Source organism: Paraburkholderia caledonica (assembly GCF_000383275.1).
Lineage (GTDB): Bacteria > Pseudomonadota > Gammaproteobacteria > Burkholderiales > Burkholderiaceae > Paraburkholderia > Paraburkholderia caledonica.
The window spans coordinates 41,876-68,768 of record NZ_KB911040.1 but is presented as its reverse complement, the minus strand read 5'-3'; the positions used below and the strand labels follow the sequence as shown (position 1 = coordinate 68,768).

The following is a 26,893-nucleotide window of genomic DNA, read 5'->3' as shown; positions in this document are numbered from 1 at the left end:
AAGTCACTTGCGTTCGCTGCGCTGCGCCCGGATCTGAGCTTGAGTTGTCTGTTTCGCGCATGTCAGGCAGTCGTGTCGCTGGTCGACGCCTCTATGCTCGTTCCTTGCCCGGATGCCGGCTCGCTCGCGCTTTGTGTGTGCAGCGCATCCAGTGCATCGAGGATCGCTTCGGGCGTCGCGGGCGCGCGCAACATCGGCGCATGCTGTGCGCACGGTACCGCGGCCGCGATCGCGTCGCGAATCGCGAGGAACACGGAGAACGGCAACAGCAAAGGCGGCTCGCCGACAGCCTTCGAGCGGAACACAGTCGGCTCTGCGTTCGGGTTTGGGTAAAGCCGCACGTGGAAAGCGGCGGGCGTGTCGTTCACAGCCGGAATCTTGTACGTGGACGGTGCATGCGTCATCAGACGGCCATCGCGGTTCCACCATAACTCTTCGGTCGTAAGCCAGCCCATGCCCTGAATGAAGCCGCCTTCGACCTGACCCAGATCGATCGCCGGATTGATCGACTGACCGGCGTCGTGCAGCACGTCGGCACGCAGCAGTTTCCATTCGCCGGTCAGTGTGTCGATCACCACTTCGGACACAGCCGCGCCATACGCGAAGTAATAAAACGGATGACCGGTCAGCGTTTTCGCATCCCAATGCACTTTCGGCGTTGCGTAGAAACCGTCCGACCACAACTGCACGCGTGCGAGGTAAGCGGCGCCGATCAGTTGATCGAAGGGCATCGCACCGCCGTTCACCGTTACCTCGCCGTTCGCGAACAGCACGTCGTCTGCGTTGCCGCCGAGTTGTTTCGCCACGAGTTCGGCAAGCCGCGCACGAATGGTTCGCGCGGCGTCTTGCGCGGCCTTGCCGTTCAGATCGCTGCCGGTGGAAGCCGCGGTCGCCGACGTGTTGGCGATCTTCGAGGTATCGGTTGCGCTCACACGCACGCGCGAGAGCGGCAAGCCGAACTCGTTCGCGACGACTTGCGCGACCTTCGTGTTGAGCCCCTGGCCCATTTCGGTGCCGCCGTGATTGACGAGCACCGAGCCGTCCTTATACACATGCACCAGTGCGCCGGCCTGATTCAGAAAGGGCACATTGAACGAGATGCCAAACTTGACCGGCGAAAACGCGAGGCCGCGCTTGAGTACCGGGCTTCTGGCGTTGAACGCGGCGATCGCCGCGCGGCGCGCGCGATAGTTGCTGGAGTCGAGCAGATCGTCGGTCAACGGCGCGATGATGTTGTCTTCGACCAACTGTCCATACGGAGTCGTATTGCGCTCGCCTACGCCGTAGTAGTTGGCGAGGCGTACGTCTAGCGGATCGTGGTTCAGTTGACGCGCAATGTTGTCGAGCATCACTTCCATCACGAGTGCGCCTTGCGGGCCGCCGAAGCCGCGGAACGCGGTGTTCGACTGCGTATTCGTTTTGCAGCACAGCGCGACGATGTCGACGTCGGACAGGTAGTACGCGTTATCGAAATGACATACGGCGCGCGTGGCGACGGCGCCGGAGAGGTCAGCGGAATAGCCTGCGCGCAACGCAATTTCTACGCGCGCGCCGAGAATGCGGCCATTGTCGTCGAAGCCCGCTTCGTATTCGTAGATCGCGTCGTGCCGCTTGCCGGTGATCATGAAGTCGTCGTCGCGATCGGCGCGCAGTTTGACCGGACGACGCAGCAGCTTCGCCGCGAGCGACGCCACGCAGGCAAACAGCGCCGATTGCGATTCCTTGCCGCCGAAGCCGCCGCCCATCCGGCGGCACTCGCACACCACGTTATGCGCGGGCCAGTCGAGCATATGCGCGACGACCTGCTGCATTTCGCTCGGATGTTGCGTCGAGCTGTAGACGAGCATGCCGTCCATCTCTTTCGGCACCGCATATGCGACCTGGCCTTCGAGATAGAACTGCTCCTGGCCGCCGACTTCGAACGTGCCGCGAATTTTATTCGGCGCGGCCGCGATCTTCGCGTCCGGATCGCCGCGCTTCAGATGCAGCGGCGGCAGCACGAACTGTTTGGCGGCCTTCGCGTCCGCCGGCGTGAGAATCGCGTCGAGCGGCTCATAGCGGATCACGTCGTCGCTTTTCGCGAGCGCCGCGGCGCGGCGCGCGAGCTCGTGGCTCTGCGCAATCACGGCGAACACAGGCTGACCGAGGTACAGCACTTCATTGACGGCGAGAATCGGGTCGTCGTGCAGCACGGGGCCGCAATTGTTTTCACCTGGGATGTCTTCGGCGGTCAGCACCGCTATGACGCCGGGCGCTTTTTTCACCGCGTCGAGATCCATCGACACGATGCGCGCGTGCGCATGCCGCGACAAGCCAAGCGCCGCGTGCAGCGTGCCTTGCAGTTCGGCGATGTCGTCGGTGTAGGTCGCCTCGCCGCTCACGTGCAGTGCGGCCGATTCATGCGGCAGCGCGACGCCGATCGCGGCTTCGGGTCGATGCAGGTCGGCGGGGTTTCCAGCAGGGCCTTCCGCCTGTTTTGCAGCGCGTTCGACAAAAGCATCGGTGCGATTCATCACGACGGCTCCTTCACGACCGCGTCCGGCGTGCCGGCTTCGAACGCGAATGCATTCACGTCGAAGAGCGCGAGCGGCGCGTCCTCGCGCGTTTCCAGATGGAAGCGCCACAGCAGGTTGCGCGCCACCTTCAGCCGATAGGCGCTCGATGCGCGCATGTCGGTGAGCGGCTGGTAGTCGGCGGTAAGTGCGTTCATGGCCTGTCGCGCGGTGCTTTCGTTCCACGTCGCGCCGCTCAGCACAGCTTCGGTTTGCGTGGCCCGCTTCGGCGTTGCAGCCATGCCGCCAAATGCGACGCGAGCCGCGACGATCGTGCTGCCTTCGTCGATATGCAGAGCGAATGCCGCGCAGACCGCGGAGATGTCCTGATCGTAGCGCTTGGACACTTTGTAGGTGCGAAAGCGCAGATTGCCCGCCGGCCGCGGCACGCGCAGCGCGGCGACGAATTCGCCCGCCGCGAGCGCGGTTTTCTGGTAGCCGAGATAGAACCCGTCGAGCGGCAGCGTGCGCGTTTTCGTGCCGTGGCGCAGCACCACTTCGGCACCGAGCGCAAGCAGCGCGGGCATCGAATCGCCGATCGGCGAGCCGTTCGCGACATTGCCGCCGAGCGTGCCGGCATTGCGGATCGGCAGCGACGCAAAGCGCGTCCAAAGTTCGGCGAGTTCGGGGTAGTCGGCGGCTAGAGCCGCATACGCGTCTTCAAGCGTGACGGCCGCGCCGATAGTGAGCGTCTGCGCATCGCGCTCGATCGTCTTCAGTTCGCGGACATTGCCAATGTAGAGAACGTCGCCGAGATCGCGGAACTGCTTGGTGACCCACAGGCCGACGTCAGTGCTGCCGGCCACGAGCCGGGCTTGCGGATGTTCGGCGCGAAGCCGCGCGAACGCGTCGAGCGTGAGCGGCGCGTAAAACGCTGGCGCACCGAAGGCGGCGCCGCGCGCGTCGGGCGCGCGGTACTCGAAGGTGTCGTTGCGTTGCAGTGCGCGCAGCGTTTCTTCGACAGCCTTGCGATCGAGCGTCACGCGCGGATATTGCGCGTAGTCGAACATTTTCTGCGATGCGTCCACGATCGGACGGTAGCCGGTGCAGCGGCACAGGTTGCCGGACAGCGCGGTGTTGATTTCGTCGCGCGTCGGCAGGCCGGCAGCCGCCGGCTGGTTTTCGTAGAGTGCCCACATCGACATCACGAAGCCTGGCGTGCAAAAACCGCACTGCGAGCCGTGACAGTCGACCATTGCCTGTTGCACGGGATGCAGCGTGCCGTCCGCGGCGCGCAGGTCTTCGACCGTGAACAGGGCTTTGCCGTCGAGCGTGGGCAGGAACTGGATGCAGGCGTTGACCGCTTTCAGCGCGAGCGCGCCTTGCGCGTCGAGTTCGCCGATGACGACCGTGCAGGCGCCGCAGTCGCCTTCAGCGCAGCCTTCCTTCGTGCCGGTGCAATGCAGGTCTTCGCGCAGATGCTGGAGCACGGTGCGCGATGCGGGTACGCCGGAGACCTCGTGGACGGACCCTTGGCGATAAAAGCGGATGGTTTGCGTTGTCATGGCGAATCCAGAAGACAGTGCGGACCGGGCGCGCGTTACGCATGGGGTCGCGCCAAAGCCGGCCTCGCGCACGTAGATCGCCATCCATATCCGAAGATAGCATTACGGCGCCCCAAAAATATTTCCGATGTCGCATGAAGCTTATTCGGAAGATGCAATGAGATCAGTCCGATTTGAGTCGGATTCGCTTCGTGCGGGGAAGTTGCGTCGGGTGGGGAGGAGGCGCACCGGCGGAAGCTGGCGCGAAACAGGCGAATGGGCAGGAGTTGGACTGCGGACCAGGGGAAGCGCCGTGCCTGCGGTTCAAAACCGCCGGAAACCGGGGCGCGGCGGCGGAAGCAAGAGAATCAGCAGAAAGAAAAGCGGCAAAAAACCGACACAGCGCAGAGGCGGCCCGATCCACATAGGCGGTATCACTGCGCCGGTGTCCGCCATGTCGCCGCGCCGGCAGGCGCGGGATAGATGCCAGCGCCGTATTAAACCGGCGAATTGCCTCAAGCAATCCGTCTGCGGTTGCGCACGAGGCTAATCGCCAGCGGAACAAAAGCCAGCACGAAGCCGACCAGTGCCCACATCGGCAGCGTCAGCCCCAGGATCGGCGGATAGGCGGTTTCGCATAGCCCGGCCACCTTGAACACGCCCGGCAGCCAATGCGCAGGCGGCAAGCTGTCGACGATAGGCTGCAGCGCGTCGAAGCCACAGCTAAAGCCCGGATTCGCCTGCACATACACGTGCCGGGCCGCGGTCACGATACCCGCCAGCGCCGACAACGCTGCCATCGTTTCGAGCAGACGCACGCCGCGCCAGCTGTTGAACCGCGCGCCGAGGAACGCGAAGATTGCGATCAGCAGGAAGAAATAGCGCTGGATGATGCACAGCGGGCACGGGTCCTCGTGCTTGACGTACTGCAGATACAGCGCGCCGGCAACGAGGCCGACGCAGATCAGGCCAAGCAGGACCAGCAGGGAGCGCTCGCGGCGCAGCATTGCATTGTCGTTGTTCATGGATCGTGTGGCGGTTGTGTAGCTGTTGTGTGGCCGCTAATCAGCGGAAACGGCGAGTGCCCGCGATTTTAGCGCGAACCCCCGCCCACACGACGCCACACCCGCACGCAAACCGTGACGCCGCTCAGCGAATCGCGTTGAGCACCGCTTCGGCGCCCCGGCCAATGGCGAGAAGCGCGTCGTCGGCGTGCGGCGCGCCTGCCAGCATCAGGCCGACCGGCGCGTCGCCTCGCAGGTGGCAGGGCAGCGACAGCGCGCAGGCGTCGAGGAAGTTGAACACGCCGGGGTTGCGCAGCATCAGTGCGTTGGTGCGGCCGAAGAGGTCGTCGTCGGAAACAAGTTCGGCGACGCGCGGCGGCAGCATCGGCACGGTCGGCGCGACTACCGCGTCGAAGCGCTGCCACAACGTGCGGGCCGCTTCGGCGAGCATCGCGTCGCGTTCGGCGAGCAGGTCCAGATAGTCGGCGGCGCTCGCCGGCTGGCCCTTGAGAATGCGCACCAGCACGCGCGGATCGTATTGTTCGCGGTGTTTCTCCAGCAAAGGACGATGCCACGCATACGCTTCGATCGGCGAAAAGCCGAAGCGGTTGATGTCCGGCAGACGGTCGAGCGATGCAAAGCGCACTTCGCTGACAATCGCTCCGGCCGCTTCGAGGTGCTTCAGTGCGGTGTCGACAGCGGCCGCGACCTCGGGCTCGACGCCGTCGGTAACGTAGTTGGTCAGCACACCGAGGCGCACGCCTTCGAGCGGCCGCGCAGCCGGCACGCGCGGTTCGAGCCCGGCGAGCATGCGGTCCACCAGTGCGCAGCACGCGACCGAGACGCCGATCGGGCCGAACGAATCGAGCGTCGGCGAAAGCGGCACGCCGCCTTGCTTCGGAACGCGCGCGGCGGTCGGCTTGAAGCCGGTCAGACCGCACAGCGCGGCCGGAATGCGAAGCGAGCCGCCCGTGTCGGTGCCGAGCGCGACGGCGGCCATGCCGTCCGCGACGGAAGCCGCCGCGCCCGACGACGAGCCGCCCGAGATCCGCTCGTCGCCCTTTACGTCGCGCCGGTACGGCGACAGCGGGTTGCCGTAGTGCGGATTGAGTCCGAGCCCGGAAAACGCGAATTCGCTCATATTGGTTCGTCCGACGATCACCGCGCCCGCCCGCTTAAGGCGCGCGACGGCCACGGCGTCCTGCGTGGCGGCGGGTGCGTCGGCAAGAACCGTCGAGCCGGCGCGGGTCGGCTGTCCTTCGATGTCGAACAGATCTTTCACCGAGACCGGGATGCCGGCGAGCGGCGAGAGTACTGTGCCGGCGGCGCGCAAACGGTCGTGCGCGTCGGCGGCCTGGCGGGCGCCGTCGGCATCGACGTGCATGAAGGCGACCGCGCCCTGGCCGGCCGGATCGGCGATCCGTTCGAGCGCGGTTTCGACGAGCGCGCGGCTCGTGGTGCGCCCCGCGGCAAGGTCGGCGGCGAGTTGGGCAAGCGGCGGGAAGGGCGTGAATTCAGTGGCCATGATGTCGTTCTATCCGGTGGGTCTGCGTGAAGCCGCTTACGTAATGTTTCTACATGCGGGTCCTACATGCGGTTGAAAAGCGTCGCGCGGAATGCCTCGATATGTTTCTGCACCGAGCGTTTCGCGCCTTCGGCGTCGCGCTCGCGCAGCAGGCGGAACAGTTCGAGGTGTTCTTCGTGCACGTCTTCGAGATGATGCGGCTCGGAGAGTGAAATGAACCAGAAGCGCAACGAGCGCTCATGCAGTCCGCGCAGAATGTCGGCGAGCACCGCGTTGCGTGAGGCGGCCGAAATGGCCAGATGGAACTCGCGGTCAATGTCCATCATGCCTTCTATGTCGTGCGCGGCGACGCACACGGCCGAGCGCTCCAGCAGCGTCTGCATCGCGTCGTAGTCGTGCTGTTGCGCGTGGCGCGCGGCGAGTTCGACGCAGTAGCTTTCGTTGACGAGGCGCACGTCGATGATCGCAAGCACGTCGTCGAGCGAAACCGGGCGCACCATGATGCCCTTGCGCGGCATGATGGTCAGCATCCCTTCGTGCACGAGCCGGTGCAGCGCCTGGTGCACCGGCGTCCTGCCGATGCCGGTCAGCGCCATCAACTCCGCTTCGTTGAGCACCTCGCTCGGCCGCAAACGCATCGTGATGATTTCGCGCTTGACGAACGCATAAGCCTGTTCGGCGAGACTCGCGTTGGCGGTCGCTCGGGTGGGCCGTGGAGGGCGGGCGGTCTGCAAAAGCGTCATGTGAAGAAGGAGCGGACGATGTCGTCCGCGCATTGTAGAGCAAGGTCGAGCGAGCTTTTCGCGGGCGCGGCGGGCGCGGGCTTCGGTCCGATGCAAGCTGCGTGAACCTGGCCTGTCAGGGTGGCTCGTGCCCGCCACGCCACACCAACTATTGATACCTCACGCGCTGCCCGCCACCGTTGTCGCAGCGTGCTGAACCCTGACGCGCGGCATCATCAGCGTGACGAGGCCGCCCACGATCAGCGCGCCCGCAATCAGCACGAGTCCGAACGTCACGCTATGCGTCGCGTCTTTCACGATACCGAGTACATACGGGCTGACATAACCGGCGAGGTTGGCGATCGAATTGATCACCGCAATGCCGGCGACCGCAGCGGTGCCTTGCAGGAAGCTCGTCGACATCGACCAGAAGATGCCGAAGCCCGCGAGAATGCCGATATACGCAATCGACAAACCGGTGACGGCAAGCGGAATCGAGTTCGTAACCGACGCGCTGCCGAGCAGGCCCGCCGCGCCGATGAAACAGCACACGGCGTAGTGCCAGCGGCGCTCGCCGGTCACATCCGACGAACGGCCAATCAGAATCATGCCGATACCGGCAGCCAGATACGGAATCGCGGTAACGAAGCCATTGGTCACGAGATTCGTCACGCCCAGGTCTTTGACGATCTGCGGCAGCCAGAACGAAAAACCCGCATTGCCGGTGACGAGGCAGAAGTAGATCAGCGTGAGCAGCCAGAAGCGGCCCGAACGCAATGCGACCGAGAGGCTATGTTCGGCGCCTTCCGCCGCAGCCGCGGCATTCTCGCGCGAGATGCGGGCGAGGATTACGCGTTTTTCGTCGTCGCTCAGCCACGGGGCCTCGGCGGGCGTGTTGCGCAACACCGCGAGCGCCCAGAAGCCGGCGAGAATCGACGGAATGCCTTCGATCAGGAACATCCACTGCCAGCCGCGCAAACCGTGTGCTTCGTGCAGCGCCGACATCAGGAAACCCGACAACGGCGCGCCGATGATGCCCGCTACCGGAATTGCAGCCATGAACACGGCGACCATGCGCGCGCGGCGGTCGGACGGGAACCAGAAAGTGAGATACAGCACGACGCCCGGCACCAGTCCGGCTTCGGCGACGCCGAGGAAAAAGCGCAGCACGTAGAACATGGTCTCGCTGCGGACAAACATCATCAGACACGACAGCAGGCCCCACAGCATCGTGATGCGGGCGATGGTGGCGCGCGCGCCGAATTTCTTCAGCAGCAGGTTGCTCGGCACCTCGAATACGAAATAGCCGAAGAAGAAAATTCCCGCGCCCAGTCCGTACGCGGCGTTGGAAAGTCCGAGATCGCCGGTGAACTGCAGCTTCGCATAACCGATGTTGACGCGATCCAGATACGACAGCACGTAGACAAGGAACAGGAACGGCATGATGCGCCACGTGATCTTGTGGATGGCGGCGGCTTCGAGCGAGGCGTCGGAGGACGCGTCGGCAGCGGATGGCAATGGGGTGCTCATGAATGCCTCATTGAACGATAGCTCATTCGACAACAGGTAACGCGCGCACGCGGTAGGCGTGGCGCAGCGTGCGGTTCAGGACGGGGTCGTGCAATTCGAGTTCGAGCGCGTCGCCGTCGACCATACCGACAATGCCGCCTTGAACCGCGAGCGTGCCGCAGAACATGGCCGCGCCTTGTGCGAGCGGCGCGCGCGCGAGCAGGTCGGCGGCCGGGAGCAGCGAGGCGACGCTGCCTTGCTGATACACGCGGCGCTCGCCGTTCGCGACCGCATAGGCGCGCAGTTCGAGCTGATCCCAATGGTCGGCGACGTCCTCGAATTGCCACGCGTCGCGCGCAACCGGCTTCGGACACACCTGCTTGGAGACGGTCACGCCGTAGGCCTCGACTTCGCGGTCGGTGTGGTCGGAGCCGACCGTGACGAGCAGTCCCGCACTGGAATGCACCAGCACGCATTCCGCTTCGCCGCTCGACTTCGTGCCGACGACGTCGATCTGTTCGGCTTGAGTCAGCAGTTCGGAGCCGAGACGGTAAAAGCACGGCGTGGTGGACGGCCGCTTCACGCCGAGTTCGGCAAGTTCGGCAATGTGGTGCTCGATTGCGGCCTGATCGCGGCCTGCCCAGCCGGCGATCGTGAGGCGGTTTACATCGGTTGAAATGGCGCGCTCGGCGCCGGAACGGTCTACAACCTTGAAAGACACCTGCTGCATGAGTGAACTCCGGAACGATATGCGGCAAATATTATTGTGATATTTCACAGGCGTCCAGCGTGTCAAAAACATTGGCTTCCGATCGCCGACGGGCGCGCAAGCCGCGGCGCCGAAGATGGTTTGTTACACTGCGCTTCTTTGAACATTACTTTTTGTAAGGGAAGGACGCATGCACGAAGGCATCGGCTTCATTCAGGATCTGGCGGTCGTGATGGCGCTCGCCGGCGTCGTTACCGTGCTGTTCCATCGCCTGAAGCAGCCGGTGGTGCTCGGCTATATCGCGGCGGGCGTGATCATTGGGCCGTACACGCCGCCGTTCCAGCTGATCCATGACGAGCAGACCATCAAGACGCTAGGCGAACTGGGCGTTGTGTTCCTGATGTTTTCGCTCGGTCTCGAATTCAGTCTGCGAAAGCTTTTCAAGGTAGGCGCGACCGCGATCGTCGCGGCGCTCTCCGAAATCGTGCTGATGCTGTGGCTAGGCTATGAGATCGGCAGCGCATTCGGCTGGAGCCCGATGGATTCGTTGTTCCTCGGCGCGATACTCGCCATTTCGTCGACGACCATCATCGTCAAGGCGTTGTCTGAGCTTGGCCTGAAACGCGAGAGTTTCGCGCAACTCGTATTCGGCATTCTGATCGTCGAAGACATTCTCGCCATCGCAATGCTCGTGCTGCTGTCCGGCATCGCGCAAACAGGGCAGTTGAGCGCGGGCGTTGCAGCTGTCACGCTGGGCAAGCTGTTGCTGTTCATGACGGTGTCGCTGGTTGTCGGCATTCTCGTCGTGCCGCGCGCGCTGAACTATGTCGCGCTTGCCCGCAGCGACGAGATGTTGCTCGTCGCCGTGCTCGGGTTCTGTTTCGGTTTCTGCCTGCTGGTAGTCAAGCTCGACTACAGCATTGCGCTGGGCGCGTTCCTGATCGGCGCGATCATGGCCGAATCGCGTCATCTGCATCGAATCGAGCATTTGATTGCGCCGTTGCGCGACGCGTTTTCTGCGATCTTTTTCGTCACCATCGGCTTGATGCTGAATCCCGCGGTGCTCGTCGACTATGCCTGGCCGATTGCCGTCATCACGGTCGCGGTCATCGTCGGCAAGATCGTCTCGTGCGGGCTCGGCACTTTTCTCGCGGGCAAAGATGGCCGCACGGCGATGCGCGTCGGCATGACTGTCTCACAGATCGGTGAGTTCTCGTTCATCATCGCGTCGCTCGGTTTGACGCTGAAGGTGACGAGCGCGTTTCTTTATCCGATTGCGGTGGCCGTATCGGCTTTGACGACGCTTTTCACGCCTTATCTGATACGCGCTGCAGATCCGCTCACGCGGCGTTTCGCCGACGCGATGCCGCGCACGCTCGTCAATGTGTTCGGCATGTATAGCCAGTGGTTGAGCAGCCTCAGCACAGAAAGCGGCGAGCCGACGCTTTTCAGCATGACGCGGCGAATCATCCTGCAGATCGCGGTGAATCTCGCGTTGGTTGCCGCGATTTTTCTGATTGTGTCCTACGGCGCGCCTTACATCAGTACGGTGTTGACCCGTTGGGTCAGTTCCGAGCCCATGCAGCGCGTCGTGCTGTGGAGCGTCGCACTGCTCGTGTCGATGCCGTTTCTGGTGGCGGTTTATCGCAAGACCAAGTCGCTTGCGTTGCTGCTCGCCGAAGTGAGCGTGCAGCCGGCGACCGCCGGGCGCTTTACCAGCGCGCTGCGTTATGCGATCTCCGATCTCGTGCCGGTGGTGTGCATGGTCGGCGTGTTTCTGCTCGTCGCAGCGCTTTCGGGCGGTATCCTGCCGCCGACCGGCCTGCTCGCCGCGGTGCTGATCTGCGCGGCGCTGCTGCTCGCGCTCGTGTGGCGCTGGTGCGTGAAGATTCACGCGGCAATGCAGATCGCGCTGCGCGAAACTTTTGACGAGCAGCCGGATCCCTAAGTTAGACGGAACTGCGCGAGGCGGCCCGACAATGTGAGCAATTGTGTGCGGGTTTGCCGGGTCAGGCACGCTGGCGGATAATCAGGGCATATTCATTCGTTCGCGTGGAAGGCGCCTGTCCAACAGTCATGAGCGAAAACAAACCCGAAAACGCTGGTCAACCCGGCAGTGCAACGCCGCCTGCGGCATCGCCGGAAAGCTTCAGCCAAACCCCGGCCGAGCCGACCACATCGTTACCCCTCTCGCATGAAGACGCCATTCAGTCGCCCGTGAAAGATCCGGTCGCGTCGAAGGCGGCGCCGTCGTCTGTGCCCGTTACGGCATCGGTTTCGGCGCCGGCCACTTCGTCGGAGGCGGCGGCGAGGTCATCGACCGACGACCCCGAAAGCGCGTCCACCGTTACGCCAGTCGTCAAGCGGACCGCCCAGCAACGCGACGCGGCCGAGGCGCGCAGTTCCGCTGCGGCTTCCACCGCGAAGCAGGAGGCCGCGGTTCATGAGCGCGACTCGCGCCCGGTTCGCGGGCGCGAAGTTCCGTCCACTCATAGCGCGACGCCGCTGACGAGTGAACCGATTCAAGGCGAACTCATCACTTCGGCCGACGACGTGCTCGCCGCCGAAGACGCCGCTGCATCCGCCGCGCGTCCGGCTGGTTCGCCGCCGGGCTTCGGCGCCGCGCCCGATTTCACCGCGACCAACCCGCCGCCGCCGAATGCGTTGCCGCCGTCGCCACCGCGCTATCTGAAGCAGACGGACTCGGCGTGGTCCGTGTTTGGCCGCATCATCGCGGCGCGCGCGCGGCAGCTGTTCGATCGGGCCGGTCAGCGGATCACGCAGCGGACGCTGCGCATCGGCGTATCGGCGCGAATCTTTCACCCGGAGCCGGGGGCGAAAGGGCTGCGCGGCAAGACGCTGCAATATCTCGAGGAGTCAATTGCGCACTGGGTGATGTCGCGCGACGTGCTGGTCTTCATGATTCCGACGGTCGGACACCAGGGCATGCTGCATCCGAGCAACATCCGTTTGCGCGACTACGCGAAGCATCTCGACGGCCTGTTGCTGCAAGGCGGCGCGGACGTTTCGCCCCAATCGTATGCGGAGGCGGCGACAAGTCCCGAATGGCCCGGCGACCGCGTGCGCGACATGTACGAGCTCGAACTGCTGCATGAATTCATCGAGTCTGGCAAGCCGGTGCTCGGCGTGTGCCGCGGTTGCCAGCTGATCAACGTGGCGTTCGGCGGGACCCTGTATCAGGATATTGCCACCGACGTGCCGACCGCCGGTGCGCACGTGAACGAAGATTACGATCAGCATCGGCACGCCATCCATTTCCCCGACGGCTCGACGCTCGCCAATATGTTCCCCGCCCGGCGCGATGCGATCGTCAACTCGATTCACCATCAGGCGGTCAAGACGCTCGGCCGCGATCTGAATATCGAGGCGGTGTCGGCATCGGACGGCATTATCGAAGCCGTGCGCTACCGGCGCGCGCCTTTCGTGATGGGTGTGCAATGGCATCCCGAGTTCCATCGCGCGGGCGGTCCGGAACTGCTGGATTGCACGCCGCTGCTCGATACATTCCTGCGAGTGGCGCGCGAAACGCGCTTCTAGGCACGGGGTGACGGCAGTTCGGGCTTGCGTATTGCCGGCGTGGCCCGGTGCTGGAAAATGTGATTAGTCAGAGGCGCCACTGCGTAAGTGGCGCCTCGTTATTTATGCGCTCGCCGTTATCACTTGCGCGTGGCGTCTGGCGTAACGTCTTGTCGATGGACGCCATATTTCTCCTGCGTCTCAAGCCTTGTCCAGATATGTTTTATTTCGCGATAGGCGGGCATGTCATGTCTTTCGGATAACGTAGTTTTATCTCAATTTAAAGTCCAATTTTGCGATGCTTCAATGCTTCGCTTAAGCGACAATCCGCGCGATAATCCAAAGCTGTTTTCTGGATCCGCATGGAGCATGCACGTATGAAGTACACCTTATTGATACGGCGCGCCATGCTGCTCGCGACTTCGTGTGCGCTGTTGCAGCATGGCGGGTTCGTGCTGGCCGCGCAAGGCGAAATGGCCGCGCCCATGGTCGGCACGCGGCCGGCCATGAATACTCTGACGCCGCAGCCTGTCGTCGCTGCGCTGCGCGACGCGGCATCCGGGGGCGCCTCGGCCTCGGCTGTGTCGCTTGCGCCAGGTGCCTCAGGTTCGTCAGCTTCATTAGCTCAGTCCGCGTCATCGCCCGAGTCGCCCATGTCTGGCGACGCGCAAGGCAACGTGGCCGAGTTAATGCAAATGATTCAGGACACGAAGCTGAGCGAATTGCGCACCACGTACAACGGCAGTTATGGCGCGAGCCTTTTCTTTTATCCTCGCGAGATGACGTACTACGTCGCGTTGTTTCAGGACAAGCATTTCTGGCGGGTAATCAAGTCGGCGGACGCGGGCCGGGCTGAAGCGATTTACGCGGGATTCGTACAGCAAACCGCGCAGTTGGCTGAGGTAGAGATTCACCGAACGCAGTTGCAGGCGCAGAAGGCATACATCGAGGACACTATCGCGTTATCCGAAGATCGTGCGAAGCGTCTGCAAGCCGACCTCGAAGTCGCCCGCACCCAGCAGGCCAAGGTCAACGACTACCAGCGTCAAACGCTAAACGAAGCCGCCGCGTTACGCGAGGAGAAGGAGCGGGCGCAGGCGCAACTGCGGCAGGTGCAAGGTCAGGTCATGCAACTGCAACGGCAGGCCGAAATGGGCTTGGCAGGCCAGAAGTAGATGCGCTTGAATGCGGAAGAAGCCCGGCTTTGGTAGCCGGGCTTTTTTATGCCGCTTTTCGCGCGGCTATTTGATGAATTGGTCTGGGGCTTCCGTCACGCGCCGATGTGTGAGACGGGCGCTCCACTGCTGCCCGGCGCTCCCGTCCAGATTCGCGGATGGTGCCTGCCGCGCCTGCTGCACCGCACTGCCGTGGCGAATGCTCGTGGACATGTCGACAAACGTGTAGTCGCTCGTGTCTGGCTGCGTTGGCGCGGGCGGCGAGTATGAACCCGCAACCGATGGTTTGACGAACATCCGCGTTAGAGGCGCTGACGTTGCGATAGTCGACGCGCTGCCGACTGCATGCCGGCGATGGTTCACAGCGTCAGCTCTCGGGCGATGTCCATAGACGATCCGGCGATCGCCGTCATTACTCACGGCAACCGGCGTGCGTGTGCGGACGATGGTCGCTGACCGGTGCGTTTCGATCGACGCGGTTGTCGGCGAGTGCAACGTTAAGCCGCCCACAGCAACGGTGCGAGCCTTGCCGGACACCGGTGCGGTCTGCGCATGCTGCCGTACAGAAACAGCGCTTGCACCGCTCGTGTTTGCTATTTCGGCGACGCTGTTCGAAACGTCAACGGTATCGCGCCGCGGAATCTGCGCGGCCGGCGTCTGGCGCTCGACAACATCTATGTCAGCCCGCTTCGTAGGGTTGCCATTGCGCGGACCTCGGACGTCGACATGGCCGAACGCCGTCCATGCGAGCAGTGCGGCGCCGCTCAACGCGCAGGCGCCACCCGCCAAGGCCCACCGCGGCATGAGGGGCGCGCGTGCCGCGGGTCCTGCGACATGCGCTTTCACTGGCGCAAAGGCATGCTGAAAAGGGGAAGCCTTAGGCGCAGCCAGACTGTTCGCGAAAACCGAGTGCCCCGGAGGCAAGCCGCCCCGAAGTCGCAACGGCTCCGCCTCATGCTCGCCCACTGCCTCCGGTATCCTGGCGCCCATAGTCATCGCCGCGTTAACGTCGGCAAGCTGATGATTCGGCGCCACCCATCGACAGAACGAGCGAATAGGCTGGTCGCGTAAGTCAAATGTCTTGAGGACCGCTCCGTAAAGCCCGTGCAGCCCTTTATCCAGGCGGTGGCTTGGCACGAGCAACGTCCACCCGCGGCCGAAGGGCGCCGGCACATCATTGAACGGGCGGGAGCGAGGCAACGCCATCGCGCCGTCAATTATGGTTAAAGGTGTGGTGGGCATCGATCTCTTCCAGCGCCTCGGGGACGGACGCCGCCTGGCGTCCCGTAGGTCGGAGAGACGATGGCCTCGGAGCAGTACGCGAAGCGGAAAACGCTTCATGCGTCCACGCGCAAAAGCAGGGACGTGCATGAGCCTCCGCGAATGCATTAGCACTTCAACAGGAAAGCCATCGTCGGGAAGAAAGCATGATGCGCCCGAACGAAACCGGCAACGCTCAGACGCTTCGCAACGTGAGTGCAGATCTGTCCGGGATTGCAGCGCTCAAGACGCAGTTCAACGCGCAGCTCAAGACGCAACTCAAGACGCAACTCAAGACGCAACTCAAGACGCAACTCAAGCGCTCGACTTGTCCAATCGATAAACATAGCGCAGCGCCGTGATATCCACGCCGCCCATGCGATCCGGCTCTGCGCCCACATACTGCCAGCCTTGCCGTTCGTAGAAGCCGATAGCCGGCAGATTGCCCTCTAGCGCGAACAAATAGAGTTGGGTCTCGCCTTGCGCGCGGGCCCAGTCTTCGGCGGCGCGCATCAGCAGTTTGCCGACGCCAATGCCCTGATGCTCCGGCAGTGCATGCAGGTTATCCAGCAGCACGCCCCACGCGGATTCCGGTTGACTCTCCACGCATACGAAGCCAACGGGCTCGCCGCCCAGTTCTGCAATCGCCACCATGCGACGCTCTCCGCCCGGCGCGCTCATGCGGGCTTCCCAATAGGCGGCGCGCTCCTGAGTGACTTCACCGTCCAGAAAAGCGTCGGGCAACAGACCACGATAAGTGGCGCGCCAGCTCGTGCTGTGAATAGACGCGATAAGCGCTGCGTCGGCGATGGTTGCGGGGCGCAGCGAAAGGGCAGAGGCGGTTGGCATCGGGAAGGGCATCACGGCAATGACGAGTTGCAATTCTAACGGTCGCGAGTGGCGCAGCCGGCTGTAATGAAAATGTAGGGAATACGCAACAGCAGTATCGACGGTAACATGCTGTGGCGCGGTTTCCGGCGGACCTCAACGTTTACCCTGATACCGCTAAAGTGTATTGGGTCGCAGAATTCAGCGCCCCCGGCGCGGCCCAACCTGCGGCCAACCATTTGCCTGTGGCATCCGCATTCTCACCGGGCGCGGATCGTTTCAACTGCCAGATCGCCGCGGCTCGCCGGGCGTGGGCTTATCAGAGAACGTCATGTCAACAGCGTCACACGCTATCTCCTCGTCGCAAGAATCCAAAGCCAAGACAGTGTTCCGCGTAGTCAGCGGCAACTTTCTTGAGATGTACGACTTCATGGTCTACGGCTACTACGCGTCCGCGATTGCCAAGACCTATTTTCCGAGCGGCAGCGAGTTTGCGTCGCTGATGCTTTCGCTGTCGGTATTCGGCGCGGGCTTCCTGATGCGGCCGCTCGGCGCGATCGTCCTCGGCGCTTATATCGACCATCACGGTCGCCGCAAGGGGCTGATCCTCACCCTGGGCCTGATGGCGCTCGGCACGCTGACCGTAGCGTCCATTCCCGGCTACGCGACGATCGGCCTGCTTGCCCCGGTGCTGGTGCTGCTGGGCCGCTTGCTGCAAGGCTTCTCCGCGGGCGTGGAACTGGGCGGCGTGTCGGTGTATCTGTCCGAGATCGCCACCAAAGGCAACAAAGGCTTCTATTGCGCGTGGCAGTCGGGCAGCCAGCAGGTTGCCGTGGTGTTCGCCGCGCTGCTCGGCGTGATGCTCAACAAGATGCTGCCCGCCGACCAGATGAGCGCATGGGGCTGGCGCGTGCCGTTCCTGATCGGCTGCCTGATCGTTCCGTTTCTGTTCATGATTCGCCGCTCGTTGAAGGAAACCGAGGAGTTCTCGGCGCGCAAGCATCGTCCGGGAATGGGCGAGATCATGAAGACCATGGCCGCGAACTGGGGCACCGTGCTGGGCGGCATGGGCATGGTGATCATGACCACCGTGTCCTTCTACATGATCACGGCTTATACGCCGACCTTCGGCAAGGAAGTGCTGAAGCTGTCCTCGATCGACACGCTTGTCGTCACCGTCTGCATCGGTCTGTCGAACCTGATCTGGCTGCCGCTCGCGGGCGCGCTGTCGGATCGCATCGGCCGTCGTCCGGTGTTGCTCGCTTTTACGGCGCTCACCATCGTCACCGCGTACCCGGCGCTGCAATGGCTCGTCGCCGAGCCGTCGTTCGCGCGCCTGCTCGCTGTCGAGTTGTGGCTGTCGTTCCTCTACGGCAGCTATAACGGCGCGATGGTCGTGGCGCTGACCGAAGTCATGCCGGTCGAAGTGCGCACCGCAGGCTTCTCGCTCGCGTACAGCCTTGCCACGACGATCGGCGGTTTCACGCCGGCCATTTCCACGCTGCTGATCCATTCCACCGGCAACAAGGCGGCGCCGGGCCTGTTCCTCGGCGTGGCCGCGATCTGCGGGCTGATTGCAACGCTCGTGCTGTACCGCACGCCTGAATCGCGCGATCAATACAAAGCAGCATGACTCTGAGTGTGTGCTGACGCCGCTTGCGACGTCGGTGCAACAAAAACAGAAAACCCCGCGCTCGTCAGACTGCGGGGTTTTTTGTTGCCGTAGCAATCACACGACCGGGCGGCTAGCTCCGGCGCAATTCGTTTGCGACCGCCTGCACGACCTCGCGCCATGCATCGGGCTGCGGCTGACGTACCAGTGTCGCGCTCGCGTACCACGGACTGCGCGTGTCGTCGGCGCACCAGCGCCAATCGGGCGCGAACGGCAGCATCAGCCAGAGCGGCTTGCGCAGCGCGCCGGCGAGGTGCGCGATTGACGTATCGATCGACACCACCGCGTCGAGGCGTTCGATGATCGCCGCCGTATCCGCGAAGTCGTCGATCCGCTTGTCGAACCGATGAATCGACCCGGCTCGCGGATGCGCGTCCAGCGCGGCGCATTCATCGGCACTGAGATTAGGCTGCAACACGATCCAGTCGATGCCTTCTATCGCGAAAAGCGGATCGAGCTCGGCGAGCGGCATGGAACGCGTTTCGTTCTGGTGGATGCGCCCCGACCACGCGAGTCCGATCTTGCGCTTTGCCTGGCCGCCCAGCGAGCCGCGCCATTTTCGCCGGTACGCGGGTGGCACTGTGAGATAGGGCGTTCGCTCGGGAATCGTGTCCAACGTCGTGCCGAGCGCGAGCGGCAAGCTCAGCAACGGACACTGAAGATCAGCGGCGGGGCGCGGCGCGCCTCGCGGGATGAGCGTCACACGCCACGCCTGCGCGGCCGGCTCGAGCAGCGGCAGCAACTGCGGCTGTAGTTCGAGCACCACACGCGCCGCACGTTGCGCGGCCAGCGGGATGAAGCGCACGAACTGCAACGTATCGCCGAAACCCTGTTCGGCGTGTATCAGCAGCGTGCGTTGTGAGACCGGCTCGCCGTGCCAGCGCGGCAAGGTTTCGATGGCCGGCTCGGCGACCGTTTGCAGGCGCCATTCGTATTCAGGCAACCCACGCGCGAAGTCGCCCAGCGCGAGCCACGCTAGCGCCCGGTTCATATGCGCGGACGCGAGATCCGGCTGCACGCGCAACGCCTGGTCGAATGCGCGTACGGCGGTGGCGTGCGCGCCCAGCGCCTGGTGCGCGGTGCCAAGGCTCAGCCACGCGAGCGCGAATTGCGGATCCAGTCCGACTGAGCGTTCGAGATACGGTATCGCTTGAGCGTGACGCCCGAGCGCAGCCAGCGCGTTGCCCATGCCGAAGATGGCGGGCGGCAGGTTCGGCTGCAATGCAAGCGCCGCCTCGAATGAGGCAACCGCTTCTGCGTGAAGGCCGGTTGCGTCGAACGTATTCGCGAGGTTGAAATGCGCGGCAACGAAGCGCGGCTCGGCGGCGAGTGCAGCCTTGAAGCAGGGGATCGCTTCGTTGGCGCGGCCGAGCGCATTGAGCGACATGCCCATGTTGTTGAGCGCCCCGGCGTGACCTGGGCGCAACTCCAGCGTGCGCCGGAACGAGGCGATGGCTTCCTCGTGACGACCGAGCGCGTGCAATGCGTTGCCCAGGTTGTTATGCGACGAGGCGTCGTCCGGCTGCAGGCGCAACGAGCGGCGGAATGCGTCCGCGGCGTCTTCGTGACGACCTGCCGCCGTGTAGGCGTTACCGAGGTTGTAGTGCGCCATGGGGAACGACGGCGCGAGCGTAAGAGCGTTGCGGAACTGGTCGATGGCTTCGTCGATCTGGCCGAGCGCCTTCAGCGCGTTGCCGAGGTTCAGTTGCAGCGCAGCGTCCTGCGGGCGCAGGTCTACCGCGCGCCGCACGAGTTCGGCGGCCTCGGCGTGCTGGCCCTGCTGGTGGCGCAGGACGCCCAGCAGGTGCAGCGCATCGACGTGCACCGGGTTGCCGTCGAGCGTCGCGCGGTAGCCGCGTTCGGCATCTTCGAGCCGGCCGTCACGATGCGCCGCGAAAGCGCGGTCAAATACAGGTTGCATGACGGGGATGGTAGTCGGGTGAGGCAAAGGCCGCATTTTCCCACACTCGCAGACTGCACCCCGGTTTGACCCGGCGTGACTGTTTCGCTAACATGTGAACACCTGTTCATATATCTGCCGCCCATGATTCCCGCTACGGCTTCGCCGCCCTTGCCGCCTTCGCCGGCAAGTTTCGAACCGCGCCTGGCGGACAGGATCGCGCCGCTCGCCGACCTGTTTCGCCTGCTGGGCGATCCGACGCGCTTGCGCATCGTGCTGGCTTGCGTCGACGAACGCCGGGCGGTGGGTGCCATTGCCGAAGAACTGAATCTGTCGCCGTCGCTCGTGAGCCATCATTTGCGGCTGTTGCGCGCGGCGCGAATCGTGCGGGCGCAGCGGCAGGGCAAGCAGGTGTTCTATCTCGCCGCCGACCGCCACATCAGCACGATGCTGGCCGGCATGCTTGAACACGTGGCTGAACCCGCCCGTGATGACGCATTGGATCTGCCATGAAGAAAATCGAAGAAAGGGAAGACGAACACGCCCCGGTGTGGCTCGACGCGACGGATAACAACGAAGTCGCGGGCACGCAGAGTCGCGTTGCCGGCACGCGGGTTCATGAGGACAGTGATCGCGGGGTTGTAGCGGGGGAGCGTTCTGCTCGTGGGTTTGAACAGGACGGCCATGGCGACGGTCGCGATCACAGCCATGCCGCGGGCCACAGCCACGACCACAGCGGCAGCCACGACCAGCCTCATGGCCACGACCACAGTCACGGCCATGGCCATGACCACAGTCACGACCATGGCCATGACCACGGCCATGACCACGGCCACGACGACAGTCACAGTCACGGCGGTGGCCACAGCCACGGACACAGCCACGCCCACGCAGGCCACCACCATCACCATCACGCGCCCGTCGCCGGCCACGGCTTCGCGTTCGCGCTGGCTGTCGCCCTGAATGTCGCGATCGTCGTGATTCAGGCGCTATATGGCGTGCTCGCGCACTCGACAGCGCTGCTCGCCGACGCCGGTCACAACCTGTCCGACGTACTCGGCCTGCTGCTCGCCTGGGGCGCCGCCTGGCTTACGACGCGCCGTCCTTCCGCACGCTACACGTTCGGCTACGGCAGCTCGTCGATTCTCGCGTCGCTGGCCAATGCGGCGCTCCTGTTGTTCGCGTGCGGCGTGATCGTCGCCGAAGCGATCGGCCGCCTGATGAATCCGGCGCCGGTCGCAGGGCTCGCCGTATTCGTCGTTGCGACCGTGGGCGTTGTCGTGAACGGGATTTCCGCGTGGCTCTTCATGCGTGGCCAGAAGGAAGACCTCAACATCCGCGGCGCCTTCCTGCATATGGCAGCAGATGCCGGTGTGTCCGCTGCGGTGGCCATAAGCGGTCTCGTGATTCTCTATACCAACTGGACGTGGCTCGACCCGGTAATGAGCCTGCTGGTGGTGGCGGTCGTCGTCTACGGGACCTGGGGTCTGTTGCGCGATTCGGTGAGGCTCGCGCTCAATGCGGTGCCGTCAGGCGTCGACCTGCAGAGCATCCGCGATTATCTGGCAGACCTGCCCGGCGTCGAGGGCGTGCACGATCTGCACGTGTGGGCGCTGTCGACCACCGGCAACGCGCTCAGCGTGCACCTCGTGATGCCGGCCGGGCATCCCGGCGACGAGCGGCTCGATGGCATCGTGCTCGCGTTGCGGGAACGCTTTTCGATGCAACACGCGACGCTGCAAGTCGACCTCGGCACGACCAGTCATCGTTGCGCGATGGAACATCCGGCAGAACAGCACTGACATCTGCCGACGCAGCAGCCCGCGGAAACACTGAAGCACTGACCCGCCACAGCACAACGCCGCAGTGCCGGTCTACGACAAGCCCGGCTCTGCGCGATACACCTCGCAATTGATGCACCGCGCCGTTCAGCCCGGGGGCTCGGGGCGTACACTAGAGCGCACTGTGCTCTGCGGAGTTTCGCATGGACGCTGCTGCTGATAATGCGTCGCCGGTCCTGATCGTCGGAGCGGGTCCGACCGGCCTCGCTGCTGCGATGAGCCTCGCACGCGCTCATATTCCCGTGCGTCTGATCGACCGCGCGATGCAGCCGAACCCTTATTCGCGGGCAATCGGCATTCAGGCGCGCACACTCGAACTGCTCGAGCAGCATCGGCTCGTCGAGCGGTTTCTCGAACTGGGCCATCGCGCCCGCGTCGCCAATCTGTTTTCGCACGGCATGCGCCTCGCGCAACTCGACTTCGATCCGCTGCACACGCGCTATCCGTATCTGCTGTTTCTCGATCAGTCGGTGACCGAGCGTCTGCTGACGGAGCATCTCGCGACGCTCGGCGTCACGGTCGAGCGGGGCGTCGAACTCACCATGTTCACACAAGGCTCGGCCGGCATCCAGGCGACGCTGCGGCGCGCCGACGGTCACACGCAAACGCTGCGTCCGTCCTACATGATCGCCGCGGACGGCGCGCACAGCATGATCCGCCATGGCCTCGGACTGAGCTTCGAGGGCAAGACACTCGAGCAGACTTTCCTGCTAGCCGATCTGCATGCCGAGACGGATTGGCCCGAGGACGAATTCCACATCTTCGCTTCCGGCGAAGGTCTCGTCGCACTCTTTCCAATGGGCCACGGCCGGCATCGGCTGATCGCGGATCACGCAGTCGAGCGCGTCGCCGAAGCCGCGCCGGTGTCGCCGGTAGTGCTCGGCGAACCGCCGCTCAATCGCGCACCCGGACCGTCGATCGACGAATGCAAGGCACTGCTCGCGAGGCGCGTGCATGAACGCGTCGATGTCTCGGAACTGGCGTGGTCTTCGTATTTCCACCTGAACAGCCGGATGGTCGAGCGGCTGCGCGTGGGGCGCGTCTTCCTTGCCGGCGACGCCGCGCACGTGCATAGTCCGGCCGGCGCGCAGGGAATGAACACCGGCATGCAGGAAGCGTTCAATCTCGGCTGGAAGCTCGCGCGCGTTCTGAAGGGCGCGGCGCCCGATCGCCTGCTCGATACCTACCATCTCGAACGGCATCCCATTGAGCGCGACGTGCTGCGGCAAACCGGCTTCATCACGCAGATGGCCGAGGCGGATCATGGGCCGCTCAAGCTGCTGCGCGAGCGCGTGATGCCGGTTCTCGCCGCGCTCGGTCCGTTGCGCGACGCCGCGCGACTCACGATCAGCGAATTGTCGGTCCAGTATCGCCGCAGTCCGCTCACGCTCGAACGCGTGCTCGACGGCGGTCCGCGCGCGGGCGAGCGCGCGCCGGATGCGGTGGTGCACGTGGTCGACGGTCCGCTCGGACGCGCGCCTGGCATCGGCTGCATTTTCGATCTGCACGACCCCGCGTTTTTTTCGCTGTTCGTGCTCGTGCCGCCATTGCCCGTCGACGAAAAGCCGCTCGATCCGGATGCAAAGCACGAGCCGCCGCGCGACGCCGAATTCGAGCGTCTCGTGGCCGACATGGAGAGATTGTTGCCAGGCGCGGTGCGCATCTGGCGCGTGACGGATACGACCGGCGACGGCGGTCCGTCGCTAGCCGAGTCGTATGGACGAACGCGGCCGTCGTTCTATCTGCTGCGGCCCGACGGCTACATCAGCGCGCGCGGGCGCACCGGCTCGGACCTGAACGGCCTCTTGAGGCATTGCGAAGCGTGGTTCACGGTTGGCGGACAGATACCCGAGCAGACAGCCGTGTAAAACTGCGGCAGGCGGCTGCCCCGGTCGGAGCCGCCGCCTGTACGTGCAGACCGCGTAGAGCGTGCAACTGCTACATGCCGCTTCAGGCGATCGAAGGCTCCGCAGGCGTCAGGCGTTCGCGGTGTTTGACGAGCGCTTCCCTGACGATCGCCGACATCGCGATGCCGCTTGCGTCCGGGTTATCGAGCGCCGCAAGCAACGCGCGCCGCATGCGCGGCTCCCAGAAGCGGCGGATGTGGTCGGCGACGCCTGTCACCGCTTCTTCCCGATCCGGCATCGAATCGAAAAAGTCGCCGATGCGGTTTGCCATGTCGATCAGATTCTGTGTGTCCATGGCTCGCCTCACTTACCCGCGGTCGCGTTGGCCATCTCGCGCTGCTTCAGCAGTTCGAGTTGCTCCGCGTTAAAGCGCGAATACTCTTTCTGCCATTGCGACGGCTGTTCGACCGGCATGACCTGCACCGCCGTGACCTTGTATTCCGGACAGTTGGTCGCCCAGTCCGAGCTGTCGGTCGTAATCACGTTCGCGCCCGATTCGGGGAAGTGGAACGTCGTATAGACGACGCCGGGCTGCATCCGCTCGGTGACCTTCGCACGCAATACGGTCTGTCCCGCGCGCGATTCGATGCCGACCCAGTCGCCGGTCTTGATGCCGCGTTCTTCCGCGTCGTGCGGATGCAGTTCGAGGCGGTCCTCGTCGTGCCAGCGCGAGTTCTCCGTGCGGCGCGTTTGCGCACCCACGTTGTACTGCGACAGAATGCGCCCGGTGGTGAGGAGCAGCGGAAATTTGCGGGTGACTTTTTCCGGCGACGCGATGAACTTCGTAATCACGAACTTGCCCTTGCCGCGCACGAACGTATCGATGTGCATGGTCGGCGTGCCGTCGGGCGCCTCTTCGTTGCAAGGCCACTGGATACTGCCGAGTTCGTCGATTTTTTTGTACGACACGCCGTGGAAGGTCGGCGTGAGACGCGCGATTTCGTCCATGATCTCGGACGGATGCGCGTAGTCCATTTCATAGCCGAGTGCGCGTGAAAGCAGCAGCGTGACTTCCCAGTCGGCGTAGCCCGGCACCGGCGGCATGACCTTGCGCACGCGCGAGATGCGGCGCTCCGCATTCGTGAACGTGCCGTCTTTTTCGAGGAACGTCGAGCCGGGCAGCAGCACATGCGCATACTTCGCGGTCTCGTTCAGGAAAATGTCCTGTACGACGATGCATTCCATCGACGACAACGCAGCGGCCACGTGGTGCGTGTTCGGGTCCGACTGTACGATGTCTTCGCCCTGGCAATACAGGCCCATGAAGCTGCCGTCGAGTGCTGCTTCGAACATGTTCGGAATGCGCAGACCCGGTTCGGTTTGCAGCGTGACATTCCACGCGTCCTCGAACTGCGAGCGCACGATCGTATCGCTGATGTGTCGATACCCCGGCAGCTCGTGCGGGAACGAGCCCATGTCGCACGAACCCTGCACGTTGTTCTGGCCGCGCAGCGGATTGACGCCGACGCCTTCACGGCCGATGTTGCCGGTGGCCATCGCGAGGTTCGCAATGCCCATCACCATCGTGGAACCCTGTGCGTGTTCAGTGACGCCGAGGCCGTAGTAGATCGCGGCATTGCCGCCCGTTGCATAGATGCGCGCGGCTTCGCGCACGTCTTTGGCCGGCACGCCGGTCACGGCTTCCGTTGCTTCAGGCGCATTCTCCGGAAGTGCGACGAAATCGCGCCATTGGTCGAACGCGCGTCCCTCGCAGCGCTCGGAGATAAATGCTTCGTTCAGTAGCCCTTCGGTCACGATGACGTGAGCGAGCGCGTTGACGATGGCGACATTCGTGCCCGGACGCAATTGCAGATGATGCGACGCCTTGACGTGCGGTGTATCGACGATATCGATGCGGCGCGGATCGACCACGATCAGTTTCGCGCCTTCGCGCACGCGGCGCTTCAGACGCGAGCCGAACACCGGATGGCCGTCGGTCGGATTCGCGCCGATCACCATGATCACGTCGGCCTTATCGACCGAGGCGAACGTCTGCGTGCCCGCGGATTCGCCGAGCGTCGTCTTCAGGCCATAGCCGGTCGGCGAATGGCAGACGCGTGCGCAGGTGTCCACGTTGTTGTTGCCGAACGCGGCCCGCACGAGCTTCTGCACCAGGTACGTTTCTTCGTTCGTACAACGCGACGATGTAATGCCGCCGATCGAATCGCGTCCATGCTTAGCCTGGATGCGGCGGAATTCGGAAGCTGCGTAATTGATCGCCTCTTCCCAGCTGACTTCGCGCCACGGATCGGTGATTTTCGCGCGGATCATCGGCTTGGTGATGCGGTCCTTGTGCGTCGCATAGCCCCATGCAAAGCGGCCCTTCACGCACGCGTGACCTTCATTCGCCTGACCGTTCTTGAACGGCACCATGCGCACGACCTGGTTGCCCTTCATTTCGGCCTTGAACGAGCAGCCGACGCCGCAATACGCGCAGGTGGTGACGACCGAATGTTCGGCCTGGCCGAGCATGACCACGGTCTTTTCCTGAAGCGTGGCGGTCGGGCACGCGGAGACGCACGCGCCGCACGACACGCATTCCGATTCCATGAACGGCTGGTTTTCGCTCGCCGCCACGCGCGATTCGAAACCGCGGCCCGCGATGGTCAGCGCGAACGTACCCTGGGTTTCTTCACATGCGCGCACGCAGCGATTGCAGACGATGCATTTCGCCGGATCGTACGTGAAGTACGGATTCGATTCGTCCTTCTTGTCCTGCAGGTGATTCGCACCGTCGATACCGTAGCGCACTTCGCGCAGGCCGGTAACGCCTGCCATGTCCTGCAGTTCGCAGTCGCCGTTCGCGGGGCAGGTCAGGCAATCGAGCGGGTGATCGGAGATATACAGTTCCATCACATTGCGGCGCAGCGATTGCAAACGATCGCTCTGTGTGCGCACCTTCATGCCCGCTTCGACCGGCGTCGTGCACGAGGCCGGATAGCCGCGCTTGCCTTCAATCTCGACGAGACACAGGCGGCACGAGCCGAACGGTTCCAGCGAATCGGTCGCGCAGAGCTTCGGCACATTCACGCCGGCTTCGATAGCGGCGCGCATGACCGACGTGCCGGCCGGCACCGTTACCGCCTGGCCGTCGATTTCTAACGTCACGTCGATGTCGGCGTGACGCTCGGGCGTGCCGTAGTCGGTGTCGTCGAAGTAGGAGCGCGGGGTGCGCGATTGTGCTTGCGCTTGCGATTTGCACGCGCAGTTGCCGGAGCCGCAGCCGCCGGCAGGAGTGTTGAGCATGTCTGACATGGTTGGGCTCCTC

The 26,893-nt window shown here is 63.9% G+C and carries 20 protein-coding genes; 8 read left to right on the top strand and 12 right to left on the bottom strand.

The genetic code is table 11. The features are described 5' to 3' along the window. Nucleotides 1-62: 62 nt before the first annotated feature. The 7 genes from xdhB to H281_RS0120355 all read right to left on the bottom strand — a co-directional run bounded on the left by xdhB (nt 63) and on the right by H281_RS0120355 (nt 9,526). Entirely contained in the window at nt 63-2,513 is a 2,451-nt protein-coding gene (gene xdhB / locus H281_RS0120390) for a xanthine dehydrogenase molybdopterin binding subunit (RefSeq protein ID WP_020069012.1), read from the bottom strand. Beyond that, nucleotides 2,513-4,057: a xanthine dehydrogenase small subunit gene (gene xdhA, locus H281_RS0120385; protein ID WP_020069011.1), complete on the bottom strand. Its 1,545-nt coding sequence runs from the start codon at nt 4,055-4,057 to the stop codon at nt 2,513-2,515. Before xdhA ends, xdhB begins: the two co-directional genes overlap by 1 nt. 494 nt (nt 4,058-4,551) lie before the next feature. Continuing rightward, the gene (locus tag H281_RS0120375) at nt 4,552-5,061 is read right to left on the bottom strand and encodes a disulfide bond formation protein B (RefSeq protein WP_020069009.1); all 510 of its coding nucleotides are present in this window, start codon (nt 5,059-5,061) and stop codon (nt 4,552-4,554) included. Between the two features lie 124 nt (nt 5,062-5,185). Continuing rightward, entirely contained in the window at nt 5,186-6,565 is a 1,380-nt protein-coding gene (locus tag H281_RS0120370; RefSeq protein WP_020069008.1) for an amidase, read from the bottom strand. Between the two features lie 62 nt (nt 6,566-6,627). After that, nucleotides 6,628-7,308, bottom strand: a complete 681-nt coding sequence (locus tag H281_RS0120365) for a GntR family transcriptional regulator (RefSeq protein ID WP_020069007.1) — start codon at nt 7,306-7,308, stop codon at nt 6,628-6,630. Between the two features lie 159 nt (nt 7,309-7,467). Next, a complete protein-coding gene (locus H281_RS0120360) occupies nt 7,468-8,817 on the bottom strand; it encodes an MFS transporter (protein ID WP_027804793.1) in 1,350 nt (449 codons plus the stop codon). A gap of 22 nt (nt 8,818-8,839) precedes the next feature. Further along, a complete protein-coding gene (locus H281_RS0120355) occupies nt 8,840-9,526 on the bottom strand; it encodes a DUF2848 domain-containing protein (RefSeq protein WP_020069005.1) in 687 nt (228 codons plus the stop codon). A 169-nt stretch (nt 9,527-9,695) separates the two neighbouring features. Between H281_RS0120355 and H281_RS0120350 the strand changes: the two genes are divergently transcribed. The 3 genes from H281_RS0120350 to H281_RS0120340 all read left to right on the top strand — a co-directional run bounded on the left by H281_RS0120350 (nt 9,696) and on the right by H281_RS0120340 (nt 14,217). Further along, nucleotides 9,696-11,453: a cation:proton antiporter gene (locus tag H281_RS0120350; RefSeq protein ID WP_020069004.1), complete on the top strand. Its 1,758-nt coding sequence runs from the start codon at nt 9,696-9,698 to the stop codon at nt 11,451-11,453. Between the two features lie 128 nt (nt 11,454-11,581). Then, complete coding sequence (locus H281_RS0120345) at nt 11,582-13,063, top strand: gamma-glutamyl-gamma-aminobutyrate hydrolase family protein (protein ID WP_020069003.1); 1,482 nt, start codon at nt 11,582-11,584, stop codon at nt 13,061-13,063. A 356-nt stretch (nt 13,064-13,419) separates the two neighbouring features. After that, nucleotides 13,420-14,217 carry a DUF2968 domain-containing protein gene (locus H281_RS0120340; protein WP_020069002.1) on the top strand — a complete coding sequence of 266 codons (798 nt, stop codon included), beginning with the start codon at nt 13,420-13,422 and terminating at the stop codon, nt 14,215-14,217. Between the two features lie 66 nt (nt 14,218-14,283). On the opposite strand, the gene H281_RS36065 is transcribed toward H281_RS0120340, so the two are convergent. Next, nucleotides 14,284-15,021, bottom strand: a complete 738-nt coding sequence (locus H281_RS36065; RefSeq protein ID WP_020069001.1) for a hypothetical protein — start codon at nt 15,019-15,021, stop codon at nt 14,284-14,286. A gap of 623 nt (nt 15,022-15,644) precedes the next feature. Here H281_RS36065 and H281_RS0120330 point away from each other — a divergent pair. Next, entirely contained in the window at nt 15,645-15,839 is a 195-nt protein-coding gene (locus tag H281_RS0120330) for a hypothetical protein (protein WP_020069000.1), read from the top strand. Here the strand turns inward: H281_RS0120330 and H281_RS0120325 are convergent. Beyond that, a complete protein-coding gene (locus H281_RS0120325; protein ID WP_027804791.1) occupies nt 15,793-16,326 on the bottom strand; it encodes a GNAT family N-acetyltransferase in 534 nt (177 codons plus the stop codon). The genes H281_RS0120330 and H281_RS0120325 overlap by 47 nt on opposite strands. 310 nt (nt 16,327-16,636) lie before the next feature. Between H281_RS0120325 and tcuC the strand changes: the two genes are divergently transcribed. Continuing rightward, nucleotides 16,637-17,938: an MFS transporter gene (gene tcuC / locus H281_RS0120320; RefSeq protein WP_027804790.1), complete on the top strand. Its 1,302-nt coding sequence runs from the start codon at nt 16,637-16,639 to the stop codon at nt 17,936-17,938. Between the two features lie 112 nt (nt 17,939-18,050). Here tcuC and H281_RS0120315 read toward each other — a convergent pair whose 3' ends face one another. Continuing rightward, entirely contained in the window at nt 18,051-19,898 is a 1,848-nt protein-coding gene (locus tag H281_RS0120315) for a tetratricopeptide repeat protein (RefSeq protein ID WP_020068997.1), read from the bottom strand. Between the two features lie 123 nt (nt 19,899-20,021). Between H281_RS0120315 and H281_RS0120310 the strand changes: the two genes are divergently transcribed. From H281_RS0120310 to H281_RS0120300, 3 genes are all read left to right on the top strand, one after another. Beyond that, nucleotides 20,022-20,390 (top strand): ArsR/SmtB family transcription factor, encoded by a 369-nt coding sequence (locus H281_RS0120310; RefSeq protein ID WP_020068996.1) that lies wholly within the window; start codon nt 20,022-20,024, stop codon nt 20,388-20,390. Next, nucleotides 20,387-21,679 (top strand): cation diffusion facilitator family transporter, encoded by a 1,293-nt coding sequence (locus H281_RS0120305; RefSeq protein WP_020068995.1) that lies wholly within the window; start codon nt 20,387-20,389, stop codon nt 21,677-21,679. Before H281_RS0120310 ends, H281_RS0120305 begins: the two co-directional genes overlap by 4 nt. A 182-nt stretch (nt 21,680-21,861) precedes the next feature. Continuing rightward, a complete protein-coding gene (locus H281_RS0120300) occupies nt 21,862-23,586 on the top strand; it encodes an FAD-dependent monooxygenase (RefSeq protein WP_020068994.1) in 1,725 nt (574 codons plus the stop codon). An 82-nt stretch (nt 23,587-23,668) separates the two neighbouring features. Here the strand turns inward: H281_RS0120300 and H281_RS0120295 are convergent, their stop codons facing one another. Together H281_RS0120295 and fdhF are read right to left on the bottom strand one after the other, a co-directional pair. After that, nucleotides 23,669-23,920: a formate dehydrogenase subunit delta gene (locus tag H281_RS0120295; protein WP_020068993.1), complete on the bottom strand. Its 252-nt coding sequence runs from the start codon at nt 23,918-23,920 to the stop codon at nt 23,669-23,671. A gap of 8 nt (nt 23,921-23,928) precedes the next feature. Then, nucleotides 23,929-26,880 carry a formate dehydrogenase subunit alpha gene (gene fdhF / locus H281_RS0120290; RefSeq protein WP_020068992.1) on the bottom strand — a complete coding sequence of 984 codons (2,952 nt, stop codon included), beginning with the start codon at nt 26,878-26,880 and terminating at the stop codon, nt 23,929-23,931. Nucleotides 26,881-26,893: the final 13 nt, after the last annotated feature.

Coding starts and splice junctions, on each gene's coding strand:
- H281_RS0120360 (WP_027804793.1), bottom strand. CDS start 8,817: ATGAGCACCCCATTGCCATCCGCTGCCGACGCGTCCTCCGACGCCTCG.
- H281_RS0120355 (WP_020069005.1), bottom strand. CDS start 9,526: ATGCAGCAGGTGTCTTTCAAGGTTGTAGACCGTTCCGGCGCCGAGCGC.
- H281_RS36065 (WP_020069001.1), bottom strand. CDS start 15,021: ATGCCGCGGTGGGCCTTGGCGGGTGGCGCCTGCGCGTTGAGCGGCGCC.
- H281_RS0120370 (WP_020069008.1), bottom strand. CDS start 6,565: ATGGCCACTGAATTCACGCCCTTCCCGCCGCTTGCCCAACTCGCCGCC.
- H281_RS0120345 (WP_020069003.1), top strand. CDS start 11,582: ATGAGCGAAAACAAACCCGAAAACGCTGGTCAACCCGGCAGTGCAACG.
- H281_RS0120330 (WP_020069000.1), top strand. CDS start 15,645: ATGATGCGCCCGAACGAAACCGGCAACGCTCAGACGCTTCGCAACGTG.
- H281_RS0120305 (WP_020068995.1), top strand. CDS start 20,387: ATGAAGAAAATCGAAGAAAGGGAAGACGAACACGCCCCGGTGTGGCTC.
- H281_RS0120310 (WP_020068996.1), top strand. CDS start 20,022: ATGATTCCCGCTACGGCTTCGCCGCCCTTGCCGCCTTCGCCGGCAAGT.
- xdhA (WP_020069011.1), bottom strand. CDS start 4,057: ATGACAACGCAAACCATCCGCTTTTATCGCCAAGGGTCCGTCCACGAG.
- H281_RS0120340 (WP_020069002.1), top strand. CDS start 13,420: ATGAAGTACACCTTATTGATACGGCGCGCCATGCTGCTCGCGACTTCG.
- H281_RS0120375 (WP_020069009.1), bottom strand. CDS start 5,061: ATGAACAACGACAATGCAATGCTGCGCCGCGAGCGCTCCCTGCTGGTC.
- tcuC (WP_027804790.1), top strand. CDS start 16,637: ATGTCAACAGCGTCACACGCTATCTCCTCGTCGCAAGAATCCAAAGCC.
- H281_RS0120315 (WP_020068997.1), bottom strand. CDS start 19,898: ATGCAACCTGTATTTGACCGCGCTTTCGCGGCGCATCGTGACGGCCGG.
- H281_RS0120350 (WP_020069004.1), top strand. CDS start 9,696: ATGCACGAAGGCATCGGCTTCATTCAGGATCTGGCGGTCGTGATGGCG.
- fdhF (WP_020068992.1), bottom strand. CDS start 26,880: ATGTCAGACATGCTCAACACTCCTGCCGGCGGCTGCGGCTCCGGCAAC.
- H281_RS0120325 (WP_027804791.1), bottom strand. CDS start 16,326: ATGCCAACCGCCTCTGCCCTTTCGCTGCGCCCCGCAACCATCGCCGAC.
- H281_RS0120295 (WP_020068993.1), bottom strand. CDS start 23,920: ATGGACACACAGAATCTGATCGACATGGCAAACCGCATCGGCGACTTT.
- xdhB (WP_020069012.1), bottom strand. CDS start 2,513: ATGAATCGCACCGATGCTTTTGTCGAACGCGCTGCAAAACAGGCGGAA.
- H281_RS0120300 (WP_020068994.1), top strand. CDS start 21,862: ATGGACGCTGCTGCTGATAATGCGTCGCCGGTCCTGATCGTCGGAGCG.
- H281_RS0120365 (WP_020069007.1), bottom strand. CDS start 7,308: ATGACGCTTTTGCAGACCGCCCGCCCTCCACGGCCCACCCGAGCGACC.